Genomic DNA, 19232 nt, shown 5'->3' on the forward strand with positions numbered 1-19232 from the left:
CGTGGATCAGAACGGGGGTTCATCGGCGCCGGGGTTGCCCCAGCCGCCGTTGCCGCTCTGCGGGTTCGATGATGCCCACGGGTCATTGGCGGGTGCGTTGTTGCCGCCCTGGCTGTAGCCCTGGCGCTGACCACCCTGCTGGCCGCCCTGCTGAGGATTGTTGCCCCAGCCGGAGGACTGCTGGTTGCCGAAGCCGCCCTGCTGGCCGCCTCCGCCCTGGTTGCCTCCACCGAAGTTTCCTCCGCCGCTGGGGTTGTTCTTCGAGACCTGGGCGGTGGCGCGTCGCAGGCTGGGGCCGACTTCGTCGACGTCCAGCTCCATGACCGTGCGCTTCTCGCCTTCCTTGGTCTCGAAGGACCGGGACTTCAGTCGGCCCTGAACGATGACCCGCGTACCGCGCTGCAGAGATTCGGCGACGTTCTCTCCCATTTCACGCCACACCGAGCAGCGGAGGAAGAGAGTCTCTCCGTCCTTGAACTCGTTGGCCTGACGGTCGAAGATACGCGGCGTCGAGGCCACGGTGAAGTTTGCGACTGCCGCACCGTTCGGTGTGAAGCGCAGTTCGGGATCGCTGGTGAGGTTCCCGACGACCGTGATGACTGTTTCGCCTGCCATTGAATCTCCTAGAAGCGAGGTAGCTTAAGATGCCTTACTTGGCGTCCGGGCGGAGGATCTTCGTACGCAGAACGGACTCGTTGAGTCCGAGCTGACGATCGAGTTCCTTGGTCGTTGCAGGCTCGGCATGGAAATCAACCACGACGTAGTAGCCTTCGGACTTCTTCTGGATCTCGTACGCGAAGCGACGACGTCCCCAGATATCCACGTTGTCGACGGTGCCGTTCTCAGCCGGGACAACCTTGATCAGGTTGTTCACGGTGTCAGCCAGCGTCCGCTCTTCGAGGTCGTTATCAAGAATGAGCATGAGCTCGTACTTACGCATATGTCACCCACCTCCTCTGGTCTTTGCGGCCATGGTCGGTCCATGGCAGGAGGGTATATGCACGCCCGCTCCCCGTCTCGTGATCGTCACGAAATGGGAACAGACCTCACTAGTCTAATCGACCGGTGCGCTGACTGTCATGTCCGGATTCGTGCTCTTCCTTACGTCCAGCAGCCCGATGTTCCAGTGCGTCGCCAGGATCGTCGATCTCTTCTCGCCGAGGCGGCGCCGACGCAGCCATGCGACCGCGGATACCTCGCCGGTAGAGGTTCTCACCGGCCATGATCACGACGAGGACGAGAGCCAACAGTCGCAGCAGGGTGAACAGGGCGACGAAGGTGGAGTCGAGTCCCTCATCGACTTCGAATCCCGACACATCACCGAGTTGGACGGCGACGGCGAAGACCGCCTCGGCGAGGGTCCAGACGATGAGCACCCACCAGCGGCGGACGGACAGGGCGATGAAGGGCAGCAGCCACAGGCTGTCCCAGGGCATGAGTCCCGGCGCAAGCAGCAGGCAGCCGCCGATGAGCAGGCATGCGGCTACGGCCGGGTCGACACCCGTGCGGCGGACCATGTAGAGGGAGACGGTGACGGCGAGGACCACTCCGGCGCTGACGATGATCCACAGCGGGGCCCAGACGGACACGTCGCCGAGTTCGGCCATGAGCAGAATCGACGCGAAGGATCCGCCGTCGACGGCATCGGAGTACCAGTGGATGATCCGGTCGATCGCGCTGAGATCGACGACGAGCAGCACCGCCGAGGTGACCGTGGCCGCGGCGAGCATCATCCGCGGATTGCGCGGCTTAAGTCCCCGTGCCGGGTTCGGCCCGGTCACGGTCAGGGCGACGATCACGAGGAGGGCGAGTGGGTTGATGAACGTCGCGATGCCCAGCAGCACACCGGCCAACCACCCGCGCGGGCGCAGCGGTGGGGTTCCGAAGAAGATGACCATCGCCCACACCGCCAGCGCGAGGGCGATGGGGTCGAGAGTGGAGCCGAGGGTGAAGAGGATGAGCGGGGAGGCGAAGACCGCGACCAGCCACCCCCGGAAGCGGGCGAAGACGAGGAGTCCGGCGCCGAGTGCCGCGATGCCTGCCGTGTTGAGCAGGAGCACGACGACCATGAAGAGGGAGACGTCGTTGGTGAACAGCTGAAACAGGTCGACCAGGCGAGCTTCCAGCGGGGCCAGGGCCGCCGCTCCGCCGTGTGCGCGCCCGAGCACGCCGGGGTTGGCGTCACCGAGGAACGCCGTGGACAGGGGCCCTGCGCACATCCTCGCCGAGGCGGACGGCTGTTCGTATCCCGAGCTCAGGCACGGGCCCTGCAGAGCCAGGGCGAGGAAGGTGGTGACGCCGAGGACCGCGGCCAGCGCAGTGGCCTGCGCGCTGCGGAACCGGCGACCGGCAGCACCGAGGTGAATGCCGACCGGACCGCCGAGCAGAGGCTCGGCGATCCGGGTGCTGGACTTCGAGGGCATGACTCGAGGTTACCGGTCAGCCGCCATTGTTGCTGTCAATCGTCCGAGTTGGATCCACCGCCGTCGGGAGGATTGACCGGATTGTCCGGTGACTTCGGTGGATCGACGGGAAGTCCACCTGCGGGTCCATCATCCTTCGGCGGGTCTTCCTTTGGTGGATCCTCCTTCGGCGGGTCTTCACCATCGCCGTCGGAGTCCTTCGAATCGTCGGAGCCGTCCTTCGAGCCTTCTTCCTTGCCCTTCTCGTCGCCGTCGGAGTCCTTGTTCTTGTCCTCGTCGTCCTTCGGAGTCTCGATCGGAGCCTTCGGCTCTTCCTTCTCCTTGTCCCCGTCGCTGCCGTCGTTGCTGCCCGACGGTGCTTTCGGCTCGGGCTTCGGAGCCGGGGCCGGGTTGGAGTTCTTCGGCTTCGGCTTATCGGGAAGCTCGCCGCGGGCCGGGAACTGTTCGACCTTCTCACCCTGGAGGGCCTTCTGCATGTAGTCGGTCCACACCTGAACGGGGAACGAACCACCGGTGACCTCACCGCGACCGCCGAAGGAGCCGATAGACACGGACTTTCCGTCGACCTCGCGATAGAGCACGACCGAGGTGGCGAGGTTCGGTGTGTAACCGGAGAACCATGCGGCCTTGTTCTCGTTCGTCGTACCGGTCTTGCCGGCGGCAGGACGACCGAGGTTCCGGGCGTAGCTGCCCGAACCACCCTGAACGACCTGGCTCAGGGCGTACGAGGTCTCGGCACCAACTGCCTTGTCGAAGACGCGCTTGCCCTTGGTCTCGGCCTTGTACACTTCCTCGTCCTCGGCACCCTTCGTGACCTTCTTGATCGAGTGCGTCTCGTGGTGCACGCCGTTTGCCGCAAAGGTCGCGTACGCCGAAGCCATGTCGATGGGCTTGACGCTGGGCGTACCCAGCACATTGGAGGGGTTCGGGGTCAGACCAATCGAGCAGCCGCCGGTATCCCCGGTCTTCATCTCCTTGTCGGTGCAGTTCTCGCTCAGACCCGCACGTTCGGCGACGTCGACAGTCTTGTCGGGCCCGACCTGCACGTTGAGTGCCGCATAGGCTGTATTGATCGAGGACTGCGTCGCCTTGAGCAGGCTCACCGGGCCATAGCTCGAGCCGCCGAAGTTGCGCACCGGCCACGGCGTGCCGTCGTTGTTGAGCACCGTCGGGCTGGCACCGGGATAGGAATCGGTCAGCCTGACACCATTCTCCAGACCTGCGACGAGCGCGAATGGCTTGAACGTCGATCCGGCCTGCACATGGCTCTGGGTCGAGGCATTGAACGCCTGATCGAGGTAGTTCTTACCACCGTAGAAAGCTTCGATTCCGCCGTTGTCGGGGTCGATCGAGACGAGTCCGGCCTGCATTCCTTCGGGCTGGTCCTGGGGAAGCGTCTTGATGGCCTGCTCGGCTGCCTTCATCCGATCCTTGTCGAAGGTGGTGACGATGTTGTAGCCACCGCGGTCGAGCTGAGCCTCATCGATATCGAGCTTGCGCAGGGCTTCACGACGGACGAAATCCCACATGTAGCCCTTCTGCCCGGACAGCGAGGATTCCTTGTTCTGCTTCTTCACTTCGGGCATCTCGACCTTGGCGGCCTGCTCCTCGGTGATGAAGCCTTCGTCGACCATGTTCTTGACCACGTAGTCGAAGCGGTCCTGATAGGCCTCGGGGTTGTCCGAAGGATCGGCGGCACCCGGGCGCTGGATCATCGCGGCAAGCAGAGCGGACTCGCTGACATTGAGCTCCGAGGCCGGCTTGTCGAAATAGTTCTGAGATGCCACTTCGATGCCGTAGGAACGACGGCCGAGGTAGATGGTGTTGAGGTAGTTCGCGAGGATCTCGTCCTTCGACTGCTGCTGGTCGATCTTGAGCGAGATGAACATCTCCTTGACCTTGCGATCAAGCGAATGCTCGTTCGTGAGGTAGAAGTTCTTCACGTACTGCTGGGTGATCGTCGAACCGCCACCCGCGTACTTATTCGTGGCCACGCCGACGACAGCGCGGGAGAGACCCTTGATCGAGATGCCGCGGTTCTCGTAGAACGAGGTGTCCTCGGCGGCGATCGCGGCCTTCTGCATGGGTTCGGAGATCTCGTCGATCTCCACTGACTTGCGGTCCTCGACCTTGTACTGACCGATCGGCGTCTTGCCGTCGCTGTAGTAGATCGTCGAGGTCTGACCGGTGGCCTCGAGGTTCGGCTCGGGGATGTCCGTTGCGGCATAGCCGATGGCGAACGCCACGCACAGGGCGATGACGAGGCTGAGCCCGCCGACGACGAGTACGCGGATGCTCGGCAGGAAACGGGTCCATCCGCTCACACCCGCTCGCGGGTAGTTGAGCAGGTTCTTCGTATTCCTGCCGATGTTCTTGGCTGTGTGTTGTCCCTTAGCCACCCAAGGTCCTCCAGGTCAGTCAGCCTGCCGCAATGCGTGGCGACGAGGTCCGAAAAAGGTCAAAGACGCCAATCAGTCTCGCACGCATTCATTAGTAGAGGATGAAAAAGTGCTGAGCCTGACGCCCTGCAGACACGCCAGGTTACCGAACCGTTCTCAGAGTAACCCCGCATTCGGCATCTCACCAGGCATTTTACTTGACTGCGGGAGAATCAACCATGACGAGTGCGTGTTTGCTCACATTCAAAATGTCTGCCCGCAGATCAGTGCTCGGCGTCGCCAGCCGGAGCACCTCGACCAGGCGCGCGTACCTTCTCGTTCAAGCGTGCCCGCACTTTTCCGCAGGTGCCGCCAGCCGCGACGCCTCGTTCAAGCCGCCAAGCGCTTTGCCACAGGTATACGGGCTGAAAAGTACTGGGCCGCTTGAACGAGAGTCGCGGCACCGCTCAGCTCTTGAGGTCGAAGTCCGTGTCGGCGTACTCGTTGCCCTCGACGACGGGTTCGCCGCTGAACGGATGCAGCTGGTCTTCGCGGGCGCGCAGCTCGACGCGACGGATCTTTCCGGAGATCGTCTTCGGCAGCTCGGCGAACTCGAGTCGGCGGATGCGCTTGTACGGAGCCAGATTCTCACGGCAGTAGGCGAGGATCGACCGCGCCGTCTCGGCATCGGCCTCGAACTTGCTCGACACTACGACATACGCCTTGGGCACAGCCAGTCGCACAGGATCCGGCGAGGGCACGACGGCCGCCTCGGCGACGGCCTCGTGTTCGATGAGCACGCTTTCGAGCTCGAAGGGGGAGAGCCGGTAGTCGCTGGCCTTGAACACGTCATCGGCGCGACCGACGTAGGTGATGTATCCGTCCTCGTCACGGGAGGCCACATCGCCGGTGTGATAGACACCGCCTTCGAAGGCCTCTGCGGTCTTCTCCGGGTTGCTCCAGTATCCGGTGGTCAATCCGACGGGGCGAGGATCGAGGCGCAGGCAGATCTCGCCCTCGTCGCCTTCCTCACCGGTCGCCGGGTCGATGAGCACGACGTCGAATCCGGGCAGGGCCTTGCCCATCGAACCGTATTTGAGCTCCTGATCGGGCGAGTTGCCGATCTGCAGGGTCGACTCGGTCTGACCGAAGCCGTCGCGGATGAGCACACCCCATTCGCTGTGAACGCGGTCGATGATCTCGGGGTTGAGGGGTTCACCGGCACCGAGAGCTTTCGTCGGGGGATTCTTCAGGTGGCTGAGGTCGGCCTGGATGAGCATGCGCCACACTGTCGGCGGGGCGCAGAAGCTCGTCACTCCCACGCGGTCCATAGTCTCCATGAGGGCGTTGGCGTCGAAGCGCGAGTAGTTGTAGAGGAAGACGCAGGCTTCGGCGATCCACGGGGTGAAGATGTTCGACCAGGCGTGCTTGGCCCAGCCGGGCGATGCGACATTGAGGTGGACGTCGCCGGGTGTCAGTCCCATCCAGTACATCGTCGAGAGATGACCGACCGGGTAGGAGACATGGGTGTGGGCGACCATCTTCGCCTTCGAGGTGGTGCCCGAGGTGAAGTAGAGGAGCATCAGGTCATCGGCGCGCGAGCTGCCCTGAGGGTCGAACTCGGTGCTCTCATCATCGGCATCGGAGTAGCTGTAGTCCTGCTGGCGGGTGGGCTCGCCGCCGACGACGATGCGGACGACTTCGACATCGACGTCATCGAACTTCGCGGCATCCTCGGCGCCGGCGACGACGAACTCGGCCTGACCGCGCTCGGCACGGTCGGTGAGATCGATGGGGCCCAGCTGCGTGGTGGCCGGCATGAGCACGGCACCGAGCTTGATGCCGGCGAGCATCGTCTCCCACAGCTCGACCTGGTTGTTGAGCATGACCATGACATGGTCGCCGCGCTTGATCCCGGCGCGGCGGAAGTGATTCGCCACCTGGTTCGACCGCGCGGAGAGCTCCGCGAAGCTCCACTTGCCCTCAGTTCCGTCCTGTTCGACGATCCACAGAGCCGGCTTGTCGTTGTTCTCGGCGATCTTGTCGAACCAGTCGAGTGCGAAGTTGAAGTGCGTGAGACGCGGCCATTCGAACTGTTCGCGCGCGGCCTCGTAATCGCTGCGGAGCTCGATCAGCTTGTCTCGGGCAGCGCGGAACTCCTCGGTCACTGTCATTGTGGTCTCCTCACCTTTCGCCACCGTCACATCATGTGACGTCACACACAAATCTAAACGATTACGAAGCTATCAGCACTGATCAGCCGGTGAGCAGGCGGGGGTCGGTCACTGACCGTGGGATTCCCACCAGGAGCGCAACTCCGCCTCGGCGCGTTCGCGTCCGAGCGGCCCGTGCTCCATCCGCAGCTCGAGCAGATGCTTGTACGCCTTGCCCACCAGCGGTGATGGTTCGATATCGAGGATCGCCATGATCTGCTTGCCGTCGAGGTCCGGGCGGATCGAATCGAGTTTTTCCTGTTTCGCCAGGGCCTCGATGCGCTCTTCCAGGTCGTCATAGGCGAACGCGAGCCGATCGGCCTTCCGCTTGTTCCGGGTGGTCACGTCCGCACGGGTGAGAATGTGCAGCCGCGAGAGCAGCCGTCCCGCGTCGGTGACATAGCGGCGCACCGCCGAATCCGTCCACCCGGCATCGCCGTAGCCGTAGAAGCGCAGATGCAGTTCGACGAGGCGGCCGACCGCCTTCGTCGTGTCCTTGTCGAAGCGCAGCGCCTTCATCCGCTTGGCCGTGAGCTTCGCACCGACCGCGTCGTGATGGTAGAACGTCACGGCACCGCCGGGCTGGAAGCGCCGAGTGGCGGGTTTGCCGACATCGTGCATGAGCGCGGCGAAACGCACGACGAAGTCCGGCACGCGCAGGCGCTGCGGATCATCGTCGGCCATTCCGGCCTCCTCTTGAGCCGCGGCATATCGGCTCTCGAGTTCGACTGCCTGACGCAGCACGGTCAGCGAATGCTGGTAGACGTCCTTGTGCCGATGATGCTCATCGGTCTCGAGCTGCAGTCCGGACACCTCGGGGAGGACATGGTCGGCGATTCCGGTGCGCACGAGCAGGTCGATTCCGGCGACCGGATCGATGCCGGTGATGAGCTTGACGAGTTCGACCTGGATGCGTTCGGCGGAGATGATCTCGATCCGATCGGCCATCGCCGTCATCGCCTCTTCCACCTCAGGCACTGGGTCGAGCCCGAGCTGAGAGGTGAACCGGGCCGCGCGCATCATCCGCAGCGGATCATCGGAGAACGAGTCCGCGGCGGCCCCGGGGGTGCGGATGCGACCGGCGATGAGGTCGTCGAATCCATGATGCGGGTCGACGAACGTCTTCGAGGGCAGCCGGATCGCCATCGCCCCGATCGTGAAGTCGCGGCGGACGAGGTCGGCGTCGAGGTCCGTGCCGAAGGCGACCACAGGTTTGCGCGAGTCCTCTTCATAGGCTTCTGCGCGGTAGGTCGTGATCTCGATCTGCACACCGGACTTCACGGCCCCGATGGTGCCGAATTCGCGTCCGATGTCCCAATGTGTGTCGACCCAATCGGAGATCAGTCCGAGGATGTCGTCGGGGTGGGCATCGGTGGTGAAGTCAAGGTCGGGCATGGGGCGACCGAGCAGCGCGTCACGGACGGAACCGCCGACGAGGGCGAGTTCGAAACCGGCTGAGGAGAACCTCTGACCCAGCGGGCCGAGGATGTGCTCGAGTTCGTCGAGCTTGTCGTGCAGTCGGTTGTGCGCGGTCTGCGGATCCACCGAGCTCCTTCAATTCTTCAGATCTCTGCTCTTGCCCATGGGAACTCGTCTCCCGCGTCCAGGCGTGAGTTCCGATCTCCATAAGCCTACCGGGAGCAGATGACACGAAACTTCCAAGCTTCGCCTACTAAGGTAGGAGAATGACCACACCGATGCCCAAGCCGGGACCCCGCACGTCCCGCCGCACCACAGTGGAGGAGATCTCCGCCGGTGGCATCGTTGTCGACTTCTCTCACCCGTTGCTGACCGTGGCCGTCATCGCGCGCATCAATCGCGCCGGCCGGATCGAATGGTGCCTCCCCAAGGGGCATCTCGAAGGAACGGAGACCCCCGCCGAGGCGGCCCGCCGTGAGGTCGAAGAGGAGACCGGGATCGCGGGGCAGATCATCTGCCCGCTCGGAACCGTCGACTACTGGTTCACCGTGACCGGAATCCGGATCCACAAACTCGTCCACCATTTCCTGCTGCGTGCACAGTCGGGGACTCTGACAGTGGATAATGATCCTGACCAAGAAGCGATCGATGCGGCGTGGGTGCCCTTCAATGACCTGCGTTCGCGACTGTCGTTCGCCAATGAGCGCCGAATCGTCGCCGCCGCCCGACCGATGGTGTCCCGACTGGAGCAGTGAAACCCATTCCCATCCGCCGACTGCGATTCCTCACCGCCCTGCTGAGCACGCTCCTGCTGCTCGCAGGGCCGGTTTTCGCATATCCGCTGCTCGATGCCGCCCCGGCCGCAGCCAGCACCGATGCGAATACCGACGCGGACACCGATGCGAAGAAGGATGAGGTCTCGATCACCCTCGACGAGGTGACTCCGTGGATCGATGACAAGGGCACGCTGACCGTGCGGGGAACGATCTCGAACACGACGAAGAAGGCGGTCGAGAAGCCGAGCCTGAGCCTGCAGATGTCGACTCGCAAGCTCGATTCCGAATCCCGCCTGACCTCCTGGAAGCAGGGACAGGCACAGCACCGCACCGTCGCCGATCTCGAACATGATGGAACCGAAGCAAGGAAGAAGGCGAAGAAGGACAAGGACGCCGATTCCGATGACAGCTCGGGAATCACCCTCGACACCTCGTTCGACGACACCATCGATCCCGGCACCTCCGCGGAATTCACCTTCCGCGTGCCCGCCGATGACCTCGACCTGAGCAAGTCCTCACCCGTGAGTTCCTGGGGCCCGCGGGGGCTGGCGGTTCAGCTCGGCGACGACACCGGTCTGCGAGCCTCTGCGCTCGGCTTCACCACGTGGTACCCGGATCCGGAGTTCGATCAGACGAAGATCAGCCTGCTCGCTCCCGTCACTCTGCCCGGCCATTCCGAGGGCGGGCTCATCCCTTCCGACCGGCTCGATGCCGCCATCGCCGAAGGCGGTTCGCTCGACACGATCGCAAAGCTGCTGGAACACAAAGAGCTCGCTCTGGCGATCGACCCCCGAATCATCGCTTCCTTCGAAGCCGCGATCGCCGAACCGACTCCCGCCGACGCACCGGAGGAGACCGAAGAGCCCGACGGGGGAAGCGGTGAGGAGACTCAGTCGCCACCGGTCGGAGCGCCGGAGAACGATGACGCCGATTCCAGCGGTGCCGAACTCGAAGCCGCAGAGAAGCAGCGCAAACGCCTCGATTCCTGGTATCAGGACTTCGTGGAGGCGGCACAGAAGCACACGGTCGTCGCTCTGCCCTATGGCGATCCCGATCTCAGTGCTCTGCGCGGGACGAAGATAGACCGACTGAGCTCCTTCGCTCAGAAGCAGCGCGAGATCGTCAAGGACGTCTTCCCCGATGCCCGCACGGACATCGCTTGGCCGGTTGCCGGAAGTGCGACGAAGAACGGGCTGCGGGCACTGAAGAAGTCCGGAAATTCCACCGCGATCCTCAGCGATGGTCAGCAGCCCTCGATCACCGGCATCCACGATGATGCGCATTCTCAGACGACGATCACCGATGACGGGGAGTCGACGATCGACACTCTCATCTCGGATACGAAGCTCACGGACATGAGCGCCGAGGCGATCGCCGAGGACAACCCGGCCGGGGCACTGTCGGAGCTCGTCGCGGAGTCCGCGGTGATCCAATCCGAGGCGCCCTACCGCACTCGCAGCCTGTTCGTTCCGCTCCCACGCGCGGCCGCCTCGGCGAATTGGGAGCAGACCGTCGAGGAACTGAGCTCGGCACCGTGGATCGCTCCCACCGGAGTCGACAAGATCCTCGATTCCGGTTCCGAGGCGCGCGGGCTGCTTCGGACGGAGGCCGACGCTCCGCACATCCGCAAGAGGGCCGTGGAATCGCTGGCCATGACCCGGGCGAACCAAGCGGACTTCAACAGCGTCTTCAGTGACCGTGACAGCGCCGATATCCGGCTCGACCGCGAACTCCTCACCTGCACCTCGGCGGCGTGGACCCTGGGCCGGAACGCGAACATCTGCGCCGGTCAGGCCCGCGAGCAGAGCGAGAACCTCATGGACAGCCTGCACCTGCGCAAGGGCTCGTCCGTCCTCCTCGTCACCGGCGAGAAGACGACGATTCCGGTCACGATCGTCAATGATTCCCCCGCCGAGGCGACGTTGAGGATCCGGATGAAGCCGAACACTCCGCAGCTGCGGGCGCAGGAGACGGAGACCGTGAAGGTGCCTGCCGCGGAGACGATGCGTGTGGACGTGCCCGTCGAGGGCCTCGCCAACGCCGATGTGCCGACGACGATCGAGATGGTCACCGCCGACGAGGTGGTCCTGCCCAAGCAGGAATCACTCATGGTTCGGGTCCGCGCCGATTGGGAGAACATCGGCACCGCTGTGATCGGATTGGCACTGGCCGTGGTGTTCGTGATCGGCTTGATCAAGACCATTTCTCGGGGGCGACCGAAGATCCCCGAACAGCAGCTGGCCGATGCGATGGCCCGCGCCAAGACCGACGACCCCGAAAAGAGGTAGAGCGTGTCCAGCTTCTCATCCCTGGCCCGGTCCTCGGCGATCATGACCGCCGGCACCATGACCTCGCGTGTGCTCGGTTTCGTCAAAGCCTCGATGCTGGCCATGGCGATCGGAGTCACGGCGGTCCAGGCCGATGCCTTCGATATAGCCAACAAGGTGCCGAACACCCTTTACATGCTGCTGGCCGGCGGTGTGGTCAATGCTGTCCTCGTCCCGCAGATCGTGCGTGCCTCCAAACGGGAAGACGGCGGTGCCGACTTCACGAACCGACTGTTGACGCTGTCGTTCCTGCTCCTTGCCGGTGTGAGCATCATCGCCACCGCTGCTGCCCCGCTGCTCGTCTGGCTCTATTCTTCGGGGTGGAGCGAGGAGCAGATGGCGCTGGCTACGGCTTTCGCCTTCTGGTGTCTGCCGCAGCTGTTCTTCTACGGCCTCTACACGCTGCTGGGCCAGGTGCTCAATGCGAAGTCGTCGTTCGGTCCCTATATGTGGGCACCGGTGCTCAACAACGTCGTCGCTATCGCAGGACTTGCCGTCTTCATCCTCATCTTCGGCACGAACAATGCGTCTCCGCACGGGCTCGACACCTGGACCCCGGACAAGATCGCCCTCATCGCCGGAACGGCGACCCTCGGCGTCGCGGCTCAGGCGCTCATCCTCATCTGGCCGCTCAAGCGCATCGGCTTCAGGTACAAGCCGACGTTCGGATTCCGGGGAGTCGGTCTCGGCTCGGCGGGCAAGGTCGCCTTCTGGACGTTCGCAGCCATGCTCATCGGCCAGATCGGCTTCCTCATCATCTCCCGCGTCGCCTCGGGGGCGTCGATCCCCGGCGACGGAAACGCCTCGAACGCCGCTTATACGAACGCCTACCTCGTGTTCATGCTCCCGCATTCGCTCATCGCGGTGTCCCTGGCCACGGCGCTGTTCACCTCTCTGGCCAAGAACGCGGCCGAGGAGGACACCGAGGCTGTCGTCGGCGACTTCTCGATGGGTGTGCGGATGGTCGGGATGGTCAACACCTTCGCCCTCGCCGCCCTCGTCGTCCTCGCCTCACCGGTGGCGATGATCATTGCCGGTCCTGGTCGCGAACAGGCCATGGCCATCGGTCTGGTCATCATCACGATGGTCTTCGGCCTCGTTCCCTTCAGCGCGAACTATCTCGCGCAGCGGGTGTTCTACGCCTACGGGGATGCGAAGACCCCGTTCCTCATCCAGCTGCCGCAGATCATCTTCCAGTCCCTGGCGGTGCTCTCGGTATCGATCTTCCCGAAGTCGGTGACGGTGGCGATCATCGGTCTCGTCATGAGCCTCGGCTATCTGATGGCGATGATCATCTCGTTTGCGGTCCTGAAGAAGCGCCTCGGCGCCATCGACCTGCGCGGAATCCTCACCTCGCACATGAAGTTCCTACTCGCTGCGATCGTCGCCGCAGGCGCTGGATTCGGTCTGCTCTACTTCTTCCCGGACTTCGCCTTGGCAGGACGCTGGCAGGCGTTCATCACCACGGCTGCCGTCGGCACCGTGATGCTCCTGTTCTTCATCGGAGCTTGTTATTTGCTCAGAGTCAGAGAGTTGCATTCGATTATTGGCGTGGTAGCTGGAAAACTAAGGAAAACAACCTGAGCCCCGTCAATCCCCACCGGAGGTGGTCGCCCTGATCGATATCGAACCCGGCATGGTGGTGGCCGGCCGTTATGTCGTATCGACCGTCGACCGCCGATGGCTTCCCGAAAAGCCCGAGGTCGGTGCCGTCTGTACCGGACTCGATGCGATCCTCGATGAACCCGTGCTCATCCTCGTCGCCGATGCCGACGGTTCCAACGACGTCCTCGAAGCCGCCCGTCGTGTGTCGATCCTCGGTGACCCGCGCATCGCCCCGACCCTCGACGTCGGCCATTCCAACGGACTGGACTACATCGTCATCAAGCGCATCGCGGTGACGCCGTTCAACCAGATCCTGCCCCGTTCGCCGTTGCCCGTCGACGCCGCCTGCGCACTCATCGGCGAGGTCGGCTCGGCGCTAGTGACCTCCGCCAGGCGGGGACTGTTCCACATGTTCCTGCGTCCGAGTCTGGTCGGTCTGACGTCGAAGGGTGCGGTGGTCATCGCAGGCATCGGCATCGATGCGGCACTGGCGCTGGACACCGCGCTCGTCGAGCAGAAGGACTACACGCCGACAAAGGCCTCACGTAGAGACGCCCTCGCGCTCGTCCAGCTCTTCTACACGGCTCTGACCGGATACTGGCCCGGCGAAGAGGCATTCGACGGCATTCCACCTGCGGAGAAAGAGAACGCCCGGATCGCCCGGGCGCAGGCGCTCAACCCCGAGGTCCCTGACAGACTCGATGATTTCGTCAGTGGAATCATCACAGGTTCGGATCCCGGTCCGGGTTCGGTCGCCGAGGTTCTCGGCTATATCGACAAGTGGGACCCGGAACTGCTGCGCTACGTCAATCGCGCTCCGGTGGCGGAGAACGAGAATCTGTTCGATCAGTCGCCGCGCAGCTTTGATGAGGCCACCAGCCTGCCCGCTCCACGTTCGAAGACCATCGGGCCCGGTCCCGGCGGTTCGACCAGCGCCAGCGAAGATCAGGTGCAGGCCGCCCTGGTGCGCATCGGAATCACTCGTCCGGGAACGCGGGGACTGGCGGCCGGAGTGGTCGGAAGCACCACGGGCCGGTATGCCGACAGGATGCAGATGCGCGAGGCCTCGAGCTTCCCGATTGCGAAGGAACAACTCGACAGCGCCGCTCAGGACTGGGAGGAATGGCAGCCGGAGCAGACGTACTCGGAGTATTCGGAGTATGCGGAGCACGAATACGACGAGAACCTCACGACCCCGATCATGAGCCGGGAAGACGATTCGGATCCTGACACTCAGGCACTTGAGATCGTCCCCGAGAACGACGACGAAGGCGATGAGAACGATACTCGCGTGATCATGGACGGCGAGGACGAGGACGACGGTTCCTGGTTCCTCGGCGGCATGTTCGAAACCAATGAACAGCAGCGCGAGCATCAGCGACGCGAGTATGAACGCGAACGGCGGATCGCGAAGGCCAAGGAAGACGAAGCGCGCAGGCGGCTTGCCGCCTTCGAGGCGAGTTCGGCTGCCCGTCAGCAGGAAGCCAATGCTGCCGCACCGCCGAAGGAGATGCGCCGGCTGTCCCCGGACTCCGTTGACGATCGCAGTGCAGTCGACAACCGGAACACCGGTGGTGAGTCCCGCGCCGCGGCGGCTGAGGGCTCCGAATCTGTGCGCCCTGCTGAGCGCAAGGCCGGGAAACCGCGCCAACAGCACAGCGATTCGACCGGTGCAGCCCAGGCTGCGTCCGTGAAGAACCGAACCAAGGCTGCCGGGACAGCAGGTGCCGCGGCAGCAGGCGTTGCCGGTGCTGCCGCGGCTGCGGGCGCTGCAGCCAAGTCCTCCGGTTCAGCGGCTTCGAGCTCCGCACCCGCAGCTGCCTCAGCCACGGCAGGGGGTGCCGGCACCGGTGGTGCTGGCGGTAGCGCGGCTTCCGGCGGTGCTGGCAGCGGTTCGGGTGGAGCAGGCCCCGACGAGCGGGATCCAGCCGCCACTCGGAAACCCTTCCTGTGGCTGGTTCTCGGCCTCGCGGTCGTTGCCGCAATCGTGCTCGGCATCGTCATCGTCGGCTTCAACTCGGGAGACGAGGAGTCCACTCCGGTCTCCGAGACGTCCGCAGCGAGCGAGCAGCCGACGAAGAAGGAAGAGAAGAAGACTCCGAAAGCCGATCCTCCGAAGATCAAGACGGTCGAATCCCTCGACCCCGAAGGCGACGGATCGGAACACGACAGTGAAACCGAGAACGTCATTCCCAAGGCCGAAGGATCCTGGAACACCGACCGGTACAACTCGGCGAGCTTCGGCAATCTCAAATCCGGTGTCGGTCTGCTCTTCGAGTTCGAGGACGAGTCCACCATCAGCAAGGTGAAGGTGGCGTCGGGGAACTCCGGAGGCAAGTTCGAGATCCGTGACGGGGACGACCCCGAGGACGCGAAGGTCATCGGCGAAGGCGTCTTCGATGCCGACGGCGCCGTCACCGTGGAGTTCGATGAAGACGTCGAGACGGACAAGCTCATCCTCTGGGTCACTGAACTTCCGCAGACCGATGGCGGCTATAAGGCCACCATCAGCTCTGTGAAGTTCTTCTGAACCGACCAGCAGTTCCTCGTACCCTGATGCCGGACAGGATTCGGGTGCGGAATAGTCCGCGGCACCGTACCGTTATAGATAAGAACGTCAATTCGCGCGGCACTCCGCGGCGCGCTGAGCACAGCAGATAGAAGCAGGGAACTTTTCACATGACTGATACTCAACTGGTGATCATCGGATCGGGGCCAGCCGGCTACACCGCGGCCGTCTACGCGGCCCGTGCGAACCTCTCGCCGGTCGTCATCGCAGGATCGGTGACCGCAGGCGGCGAACTGATGAACACCACCGACGTCGAGAACTTCCCTGGATTCCCCGCCGGTGTGCAGGGGCCCGAACTCATGGAGAGCATGCGAGAGCAGGCTGAGAAGTTCGGTGCCGAGGTCATCTACGACGATGTCGAGACCCTCAAACTCAACCCGGGTGCTCACGAGATCGAGACCGCTCTGGGGGCGCGCTACACAGCCAAGGCCGTGATCCTGGCAACCGGCTCGGCGTACCGCGAGCTCGGACTGCCCAACGAGAAGAAGCTCTCCGGGCACGGAGTCAGCTGGTGCGCCACCTGTGACGGATTCTTCTTCCGTGACCAGCACATCGCTGTCATCGGCGGCGGCGACTCCGCACTCGAGGAGGCCACCTTCCTCACCCGTTTCGCGTCCAAGGTCACGCTGGTCCACCGTCGGCAGGAGATGCGTGCTTCGCAGGCCATGCAGGACCGCGCGAACGCCGATGAGAAGCTCGAGTTCCTCCTCGACTCCGAGGTCGCCGAAGTCCACGGTGAAGATTCCCTCACCGGGCTGACCATCCGCAACACCGTCACTGGTGAGACCTCAGAACTGCCGGTGACCGGCATGTTCGTGGCTATCGGTTCCGACCCGCGCACAAGCCTGTTCGCCGATCAGCTCGAGATGCGCGCCGACGGGTACCTCAGCGTCGACGGTCGCACCTCGAAGACGTCTGTCGAGGGCGTCTTCGCAGCAGGCGACGTCATCGACTCGGTCTATCGTCAGGCCATCACTGCTGCCGGTTCGGGCTGCTCGGCCGCCCTCGACGCCGAACATTACCTCGGCGACCTCGAAGCTGCTTCAAAGCCCGCCATGGCGGAAGCAGCAGTGGCCGAAGCCTCAGTCGCTTCCTGATCCCGAAACGCCCGCTCGTATCGCTGCGCTTGACAGCACAGCGGGCCGAGCGAATAGGCCCGGGAATGAAAGATCCAGCTCCACTGTTCTGATAGAGACATTCGTTGTGAAGGAAGGTTACTCATGTCGACAGAAGTCACTGATGCCACGTTCGAAGAGAACGTACTGAAGTCCGACAAGCCCGTACTCGTCGATTTCTGGGCTCCTTGGTGCGGCCCTTGCCGTATGGTCAGCCCCATCGTCGACCAGATCGCCGAAGAGCACGGAGACAAGCTCAACGTGGTCAAGGTCAACACTGACGAGAATCTCGAGACCGCAAGCACCTATGGAATCACCTCGATTCCGGCGCTCTACGTCTTCAAGGACGGCGAAGTCGCCAAGACCATCATCGGCGCACGTCCGAAGCCCGCTCTCGAGGATGAGCTCTCCGACTTCATCTGATCGAGTTCTAAGGCGCCTGTTGTAGTATCAACGGGCGCCTTAGGCATTTCTGAGCGCCGCTGAACACTGACCCTCGAAACGCATCACCTACGATTGGCAACGCATTGACGAACACGAACTTACCGCGCTATTCGCGTGGCGACATTTCCGAGATGCTGCCCAATATCAAAGCTCAGATGGCACGTTTGGGGCTCCATGTCGGTGATACCGAGACCGCGGACTTCGATCGAGCCTTTGAGCTGGGTGTCCGCCAGTTCCAGCAGGATCGAGGGATCCTCTGCGACGGTGTGTTGGGTCCTGAGACGTTTTCTGCGCTGGAACAGGCCCGATATCAGTTGGGTGACCGTGTGCTCCGATTCGACCCCGTCAGGGTGCTGACAGGCGATGATGTCGTCGACCTCCAGACCAAACTCGCCGGCCTGGGGTTCTATCCAGGTCGTATCGATTCCGAGTACGCGTCTCTGACCGAGGCAGCGGTCAAGGAACTGCAGATGAGTTTGGGTACGAAGGTCGACGGTGTCACGGGACCACAGACTCTGCGCGGACTCAACGCGATCGACCGCAACCAGGACACCGGCAATCTCTTCGCGCTTCAGGAACGTGCACGTGTGGCAGCCTCGGGCACATCCCTCGTCGGCCGCACTTTTGTCATCGAGGCGGCGACTACAGTTGTAGATTTCCAAACGTTGCCGATGACCGACGAGCAATCTGCCCTCGAACGTCAGATCACTTCAGACATAGCAAGTCGCCTTGTCGGTCGTTTGGAGGCCATCGGAGCGGGGGCTCTTCTCCTCGAAGGCGATGCTGTCGAGGTCAATCGCGCAGATGCACTCGGCGCATCTGCGGTCATCACCGTCACGGCAGATGTCAGCAAATCCAAGGATGCCAACGGACTGGCAACTTTCTACTTCGGTCATGAACGTCAGGCGGACCTCAACTCGCCCACAGGGCAGAAGCTGGCGGAGCTGATCCAAGGCGAACTGGTCGCACGGACCGGAATGCTGGACTGCCGCACGCATGCGCGCACGTGGTCATCACTCAAACGACTGAAGACACCGAAGGTGCATGTCGTCAGCGGTTACCTAACCAACCCTGACGATCTCGAGAATCTCAAGGATCCGCATGTCAGAGACGCGATTGCCGACGGCATAGCCGCTGCGCTCCAGCGCCTCTACATTCTGGAGGACAAGGATCCGCAGACCGGCACACTCAGTCTCGATGCCATCAAGGCGCTGAACTAGTCACCCAACTTCAACCTCGCTGCCTCCAGAGCCGTGCTTCTTGAATAGGAGCACGGCTCTTCTCGCCTCAGTCTTGGCCCTTTGGAGACAAAGCACCAGACGACTAACCACAGAGAGAAGGCGCTCTCTTCAAGCACCGAAGACGGGTTGATACAACTCAGGGACAACACCTACAACGGACAACGGTCGACCCGCACTAACCCCGCGCAGAGCGCGTACCGAACGCTACCGACCTCCCAGCATGGGCTCGGGAGAGATATGTTTCACGTGAAACGGCAGCCTGGGTAGACTTCAATCGACGCATCGCCCGAGCAACAAGGGCCCTCCTTTGAGGAGCGAAGCCATCTGGACGACTGCCTGCTCATTGAAACTCTCAGCCACAACCTCGCGTAGCTTCGCAGCGACCATACACACGAACTGAGTTGCTCTCACACGACAACGATAAAGGCTAGTCCAGTTCCGTCGTTCCACGTGAAACCATACGAGCTCTCCGATGGCGCAAGACCAATGACTATAACAACACCCAAAAACCCCGGCTGACATCACGGCATCCTTATGCCGTCGAACTAACCCGCCCTTCACTGCCCATGCAGTTTCGGGGACACCGGCTCTAATCACGTCGACAGGCGCCATCATTGCGAACGGGCGATTCACTGGACCAGCCAGAGACGGTAGTCGACAGTACTCGCGTTCGGCACATCGAAATATCAGGTATCGGGGCGTTGAGAATCCCCGACCCTATA

13 protein-coding genes are annotated in these 19232 nt (G+C 62.9%); 7 read left to right on the forward strand and 6 right to left on the reverse strand.

Annotated features, from left to right (window positions below; all coding sequences use genetic code 11):
- Positions 1 to 6: 6 nt before the first annotated feature.
- The 6 genes from ACVZTU_RS18095 to ACVZTU_RS18120 form a co-directional block, all read right to left on the reverse strand.
- Entirely contained in the window at positions 7 to 615 is a 609-nt protein-coding gene (locus ACVZTU_RS18095; RefSeq protein WP_482401039.1) for a single-stranded DNA-binding protein, read from the reverse strand.
- Positions 616 to 649: 34 nt separating this feature from the next.
- Positions 650 to 940: a 30S ribosomal protein S6 gene (rpsF, locus tag ACVZTU_RS18100; protein WP_025779601.1), complete on the reverse strand. Its 291-nt coding sequence runs from the start codon at positions 938 to 940 to the stop codon at positions 650 to 652.
- Between the two features lie 109 nt (positions 941 to 1049).
- Positions 1050 to 2423, reverse strand: a complete 1374-nt coding sequence (locus tag ACVZTU_RS18105; protein ID WP_482401040.1) for a hypothetical protein — start codon at positions 2421 to 2423, stop codon at positions 1050 to 1052.
- 35 nt (positions 2424 to 2458) lie between these two features.
- On the reverse strand, positions 2459 to 4822 hold the full coding sequence (locus ACVZTU_RS18110) for a transglycosylase domain-containing protein (protein ID WP_482401041.1): 2364 nt from the start codon (positions 4820 to 4822) through the stop codon (positions 2459 to 2461).
- A 446-nt stretch (positions 4823 to 5268) separates the two neighbouring features.
- Positions 5269 to 6975, reverse strand: a complete 1707-nt coding sequence (locus ACVZTU_RS18115; RefSeq protein WP_420096558.1) for an AMP-binding protein — start codon at positions 6973 to 6975, stop codon at positions 5269 to 5271.
- 108 nt (positions 6976 to 7083) lie between these two features.
- Positions 7084 to 8559, reverse strand: a complete 1476-nt coding sequence (locus tag ACVZTU_RS18120) for a CCA tRNA nucleotidyltransferase (protein ID WP_259358021.1) — start codon at positions 8557 to 8559, stop codon at positions 7084 to 7086.
- Positions 8560 to 8699: 140 nt separating this feature from the next.
- Between ACVZTU_RS18120 and ACVZTU_RS18125 the strand changes: the two genes are divergently transcribed.
- The 7 genes from ACVZTU_RS18125 (at position 8700) to ACVZTU_RS18155 (ending at position 18489) form a co-directional block, all read left to right on the forward strand.
- Positions 8700 to 9188: an NUDIX domain-containing protein gene (locus ACVZTU_RS18125; protein WP_025779589.1), complete on the forward strand. Its 489-nt coding sequence runs from the start codon at positions 8700 to 8702 to the stop codon at positions 9186 to 9188.
- On the forward strand, positions 9185 to 11497 hold the full coding sequence (locus ACVZTU_RS18130; protein WP_367647543.1) for a DUF6049 family protein: 2313 nt from the start codon (positions 9185 to 9187) through the stop codon (positions 11495 to 11497). Before ACVZTU_RS18125 ends, ACVZTU_RS18130 begins: the two co-directional genes overlap by 4 nt.
- 3 nt (positions 11498 to 11500) lie before the next feature.
- On the forward strand, positions 11501 to 13120 hold the full coding sequence (murJ, locus tag ACVZTU_RS18135) for a murein biosynthesis integral membrane protein MurJ (RefSeq protein WP_482401042.1): 1620 nt from the start codon (positions 11501 to 11503) through the stop codon (positions 13118 to 13120).
- A 22-nt stretch (positions 13121 to 13142) separates the two neighbouring features.
- Positions 13143 to 15671 (forward strand): protein kinase family protein, encoded by a 2529-nt coding sequence (locus ACVZTU_RS18140; protein WP_482401043.1) that lies wholly within the window; start codon positions 13143 to 13145, stop codon positions 15669 to 15671.
- Positions 15672 to 15820: 149 nt separating this feature from the next.
- Positions 15821 to 16807, forward strand: coding sequence for a thioredoxin-disulfide reductase (trxB, locus tag ACVZTU_RS18145; RefSeq protein ID WP_139467599.1), 987 nt, complete (start codon positions 15821 to 15823; stop codon positions 16805 to 16807).
- A 123-nt stretch (positions 16808 to 16930) separates the two neighbouring features.
- Positions 16931 to 17248 (forward strand): thioredoxin, encoded by a 318-nt coding sequence (trxA, locus tag ACVZTU_RS18150; protein WP_039211718.1) that lies wholly within the window; start codon positions 16931 to 16933, stop codon positions 17246 to 17248.
- A gap of 104 nt (positions 17249 to 17352) precedes the next feature.
- On the forward strand, positions 17353 to 18489 hold the full coding sequence (locus ACVZTU_RS18155; RefSeq protein ID WP_482401044.1) for an N-acetylmuramoyl-L-alanine amidase: 1137 nt from the start codon (positions 17353 to 17355) through the stop codon (positions 18487 to 18489).
- The last annotated feature ends 743 nt before the right edge of the window (positions 18490 to 19232 follow it).

This window comes from Brevibacterium sp. OS20, from assembly GCF_056837565.1.

Coding starts and splice junctions, on each gene's coding strand:
- ACVZTU_RS18095 (WP_482401039.1), bottom strand. CDS start 615: ATGGCAGGCGAAACAGTCATCACGGTCGTCGGGAACCTCACCAGCGAT.
- trxA (WP_039211718.1), top strand. CDS start 16,931: ATGTCGACAGAAGTCACTGATGCCACGTTCGAAGAGAACGTACTGAAG.
- ACVZTU_RS18115 (WP_420096558.1), bottom strand. CDS start 6,975: ATGACAGTGACCGAGGAGTTCCGCGCTGCCCGAGACAAGCTGATCGAG.
- trxB (WP_139467599.1), top strand. CDS start 15,821: ATGACTGATACTCAACTGGTGATCATCGGATCGGGGCCAGCCGGCTAC.
- rpsF (WP_025779601.1), bottom strand. CDS start 940: ATGCGTAAGTACGAGCTCATGCTCATTCTTGATAACGACCTCGAAGAG.
- ACVZTU_RS18105 (WP_482401040.1), bottom strand. CDS start 2,423: ATGCCCTCGAAGTCCAGCACCCGGATCGCCGAGCCTCTGCTCGGCGGT.
- ACVZTU_RS18125 (WP_025779589.1), top strand. CDS start 8,700: ATGACCACACCGATGCCCAAGCCGGGACCCCGCACGTCCCGCCGCACC.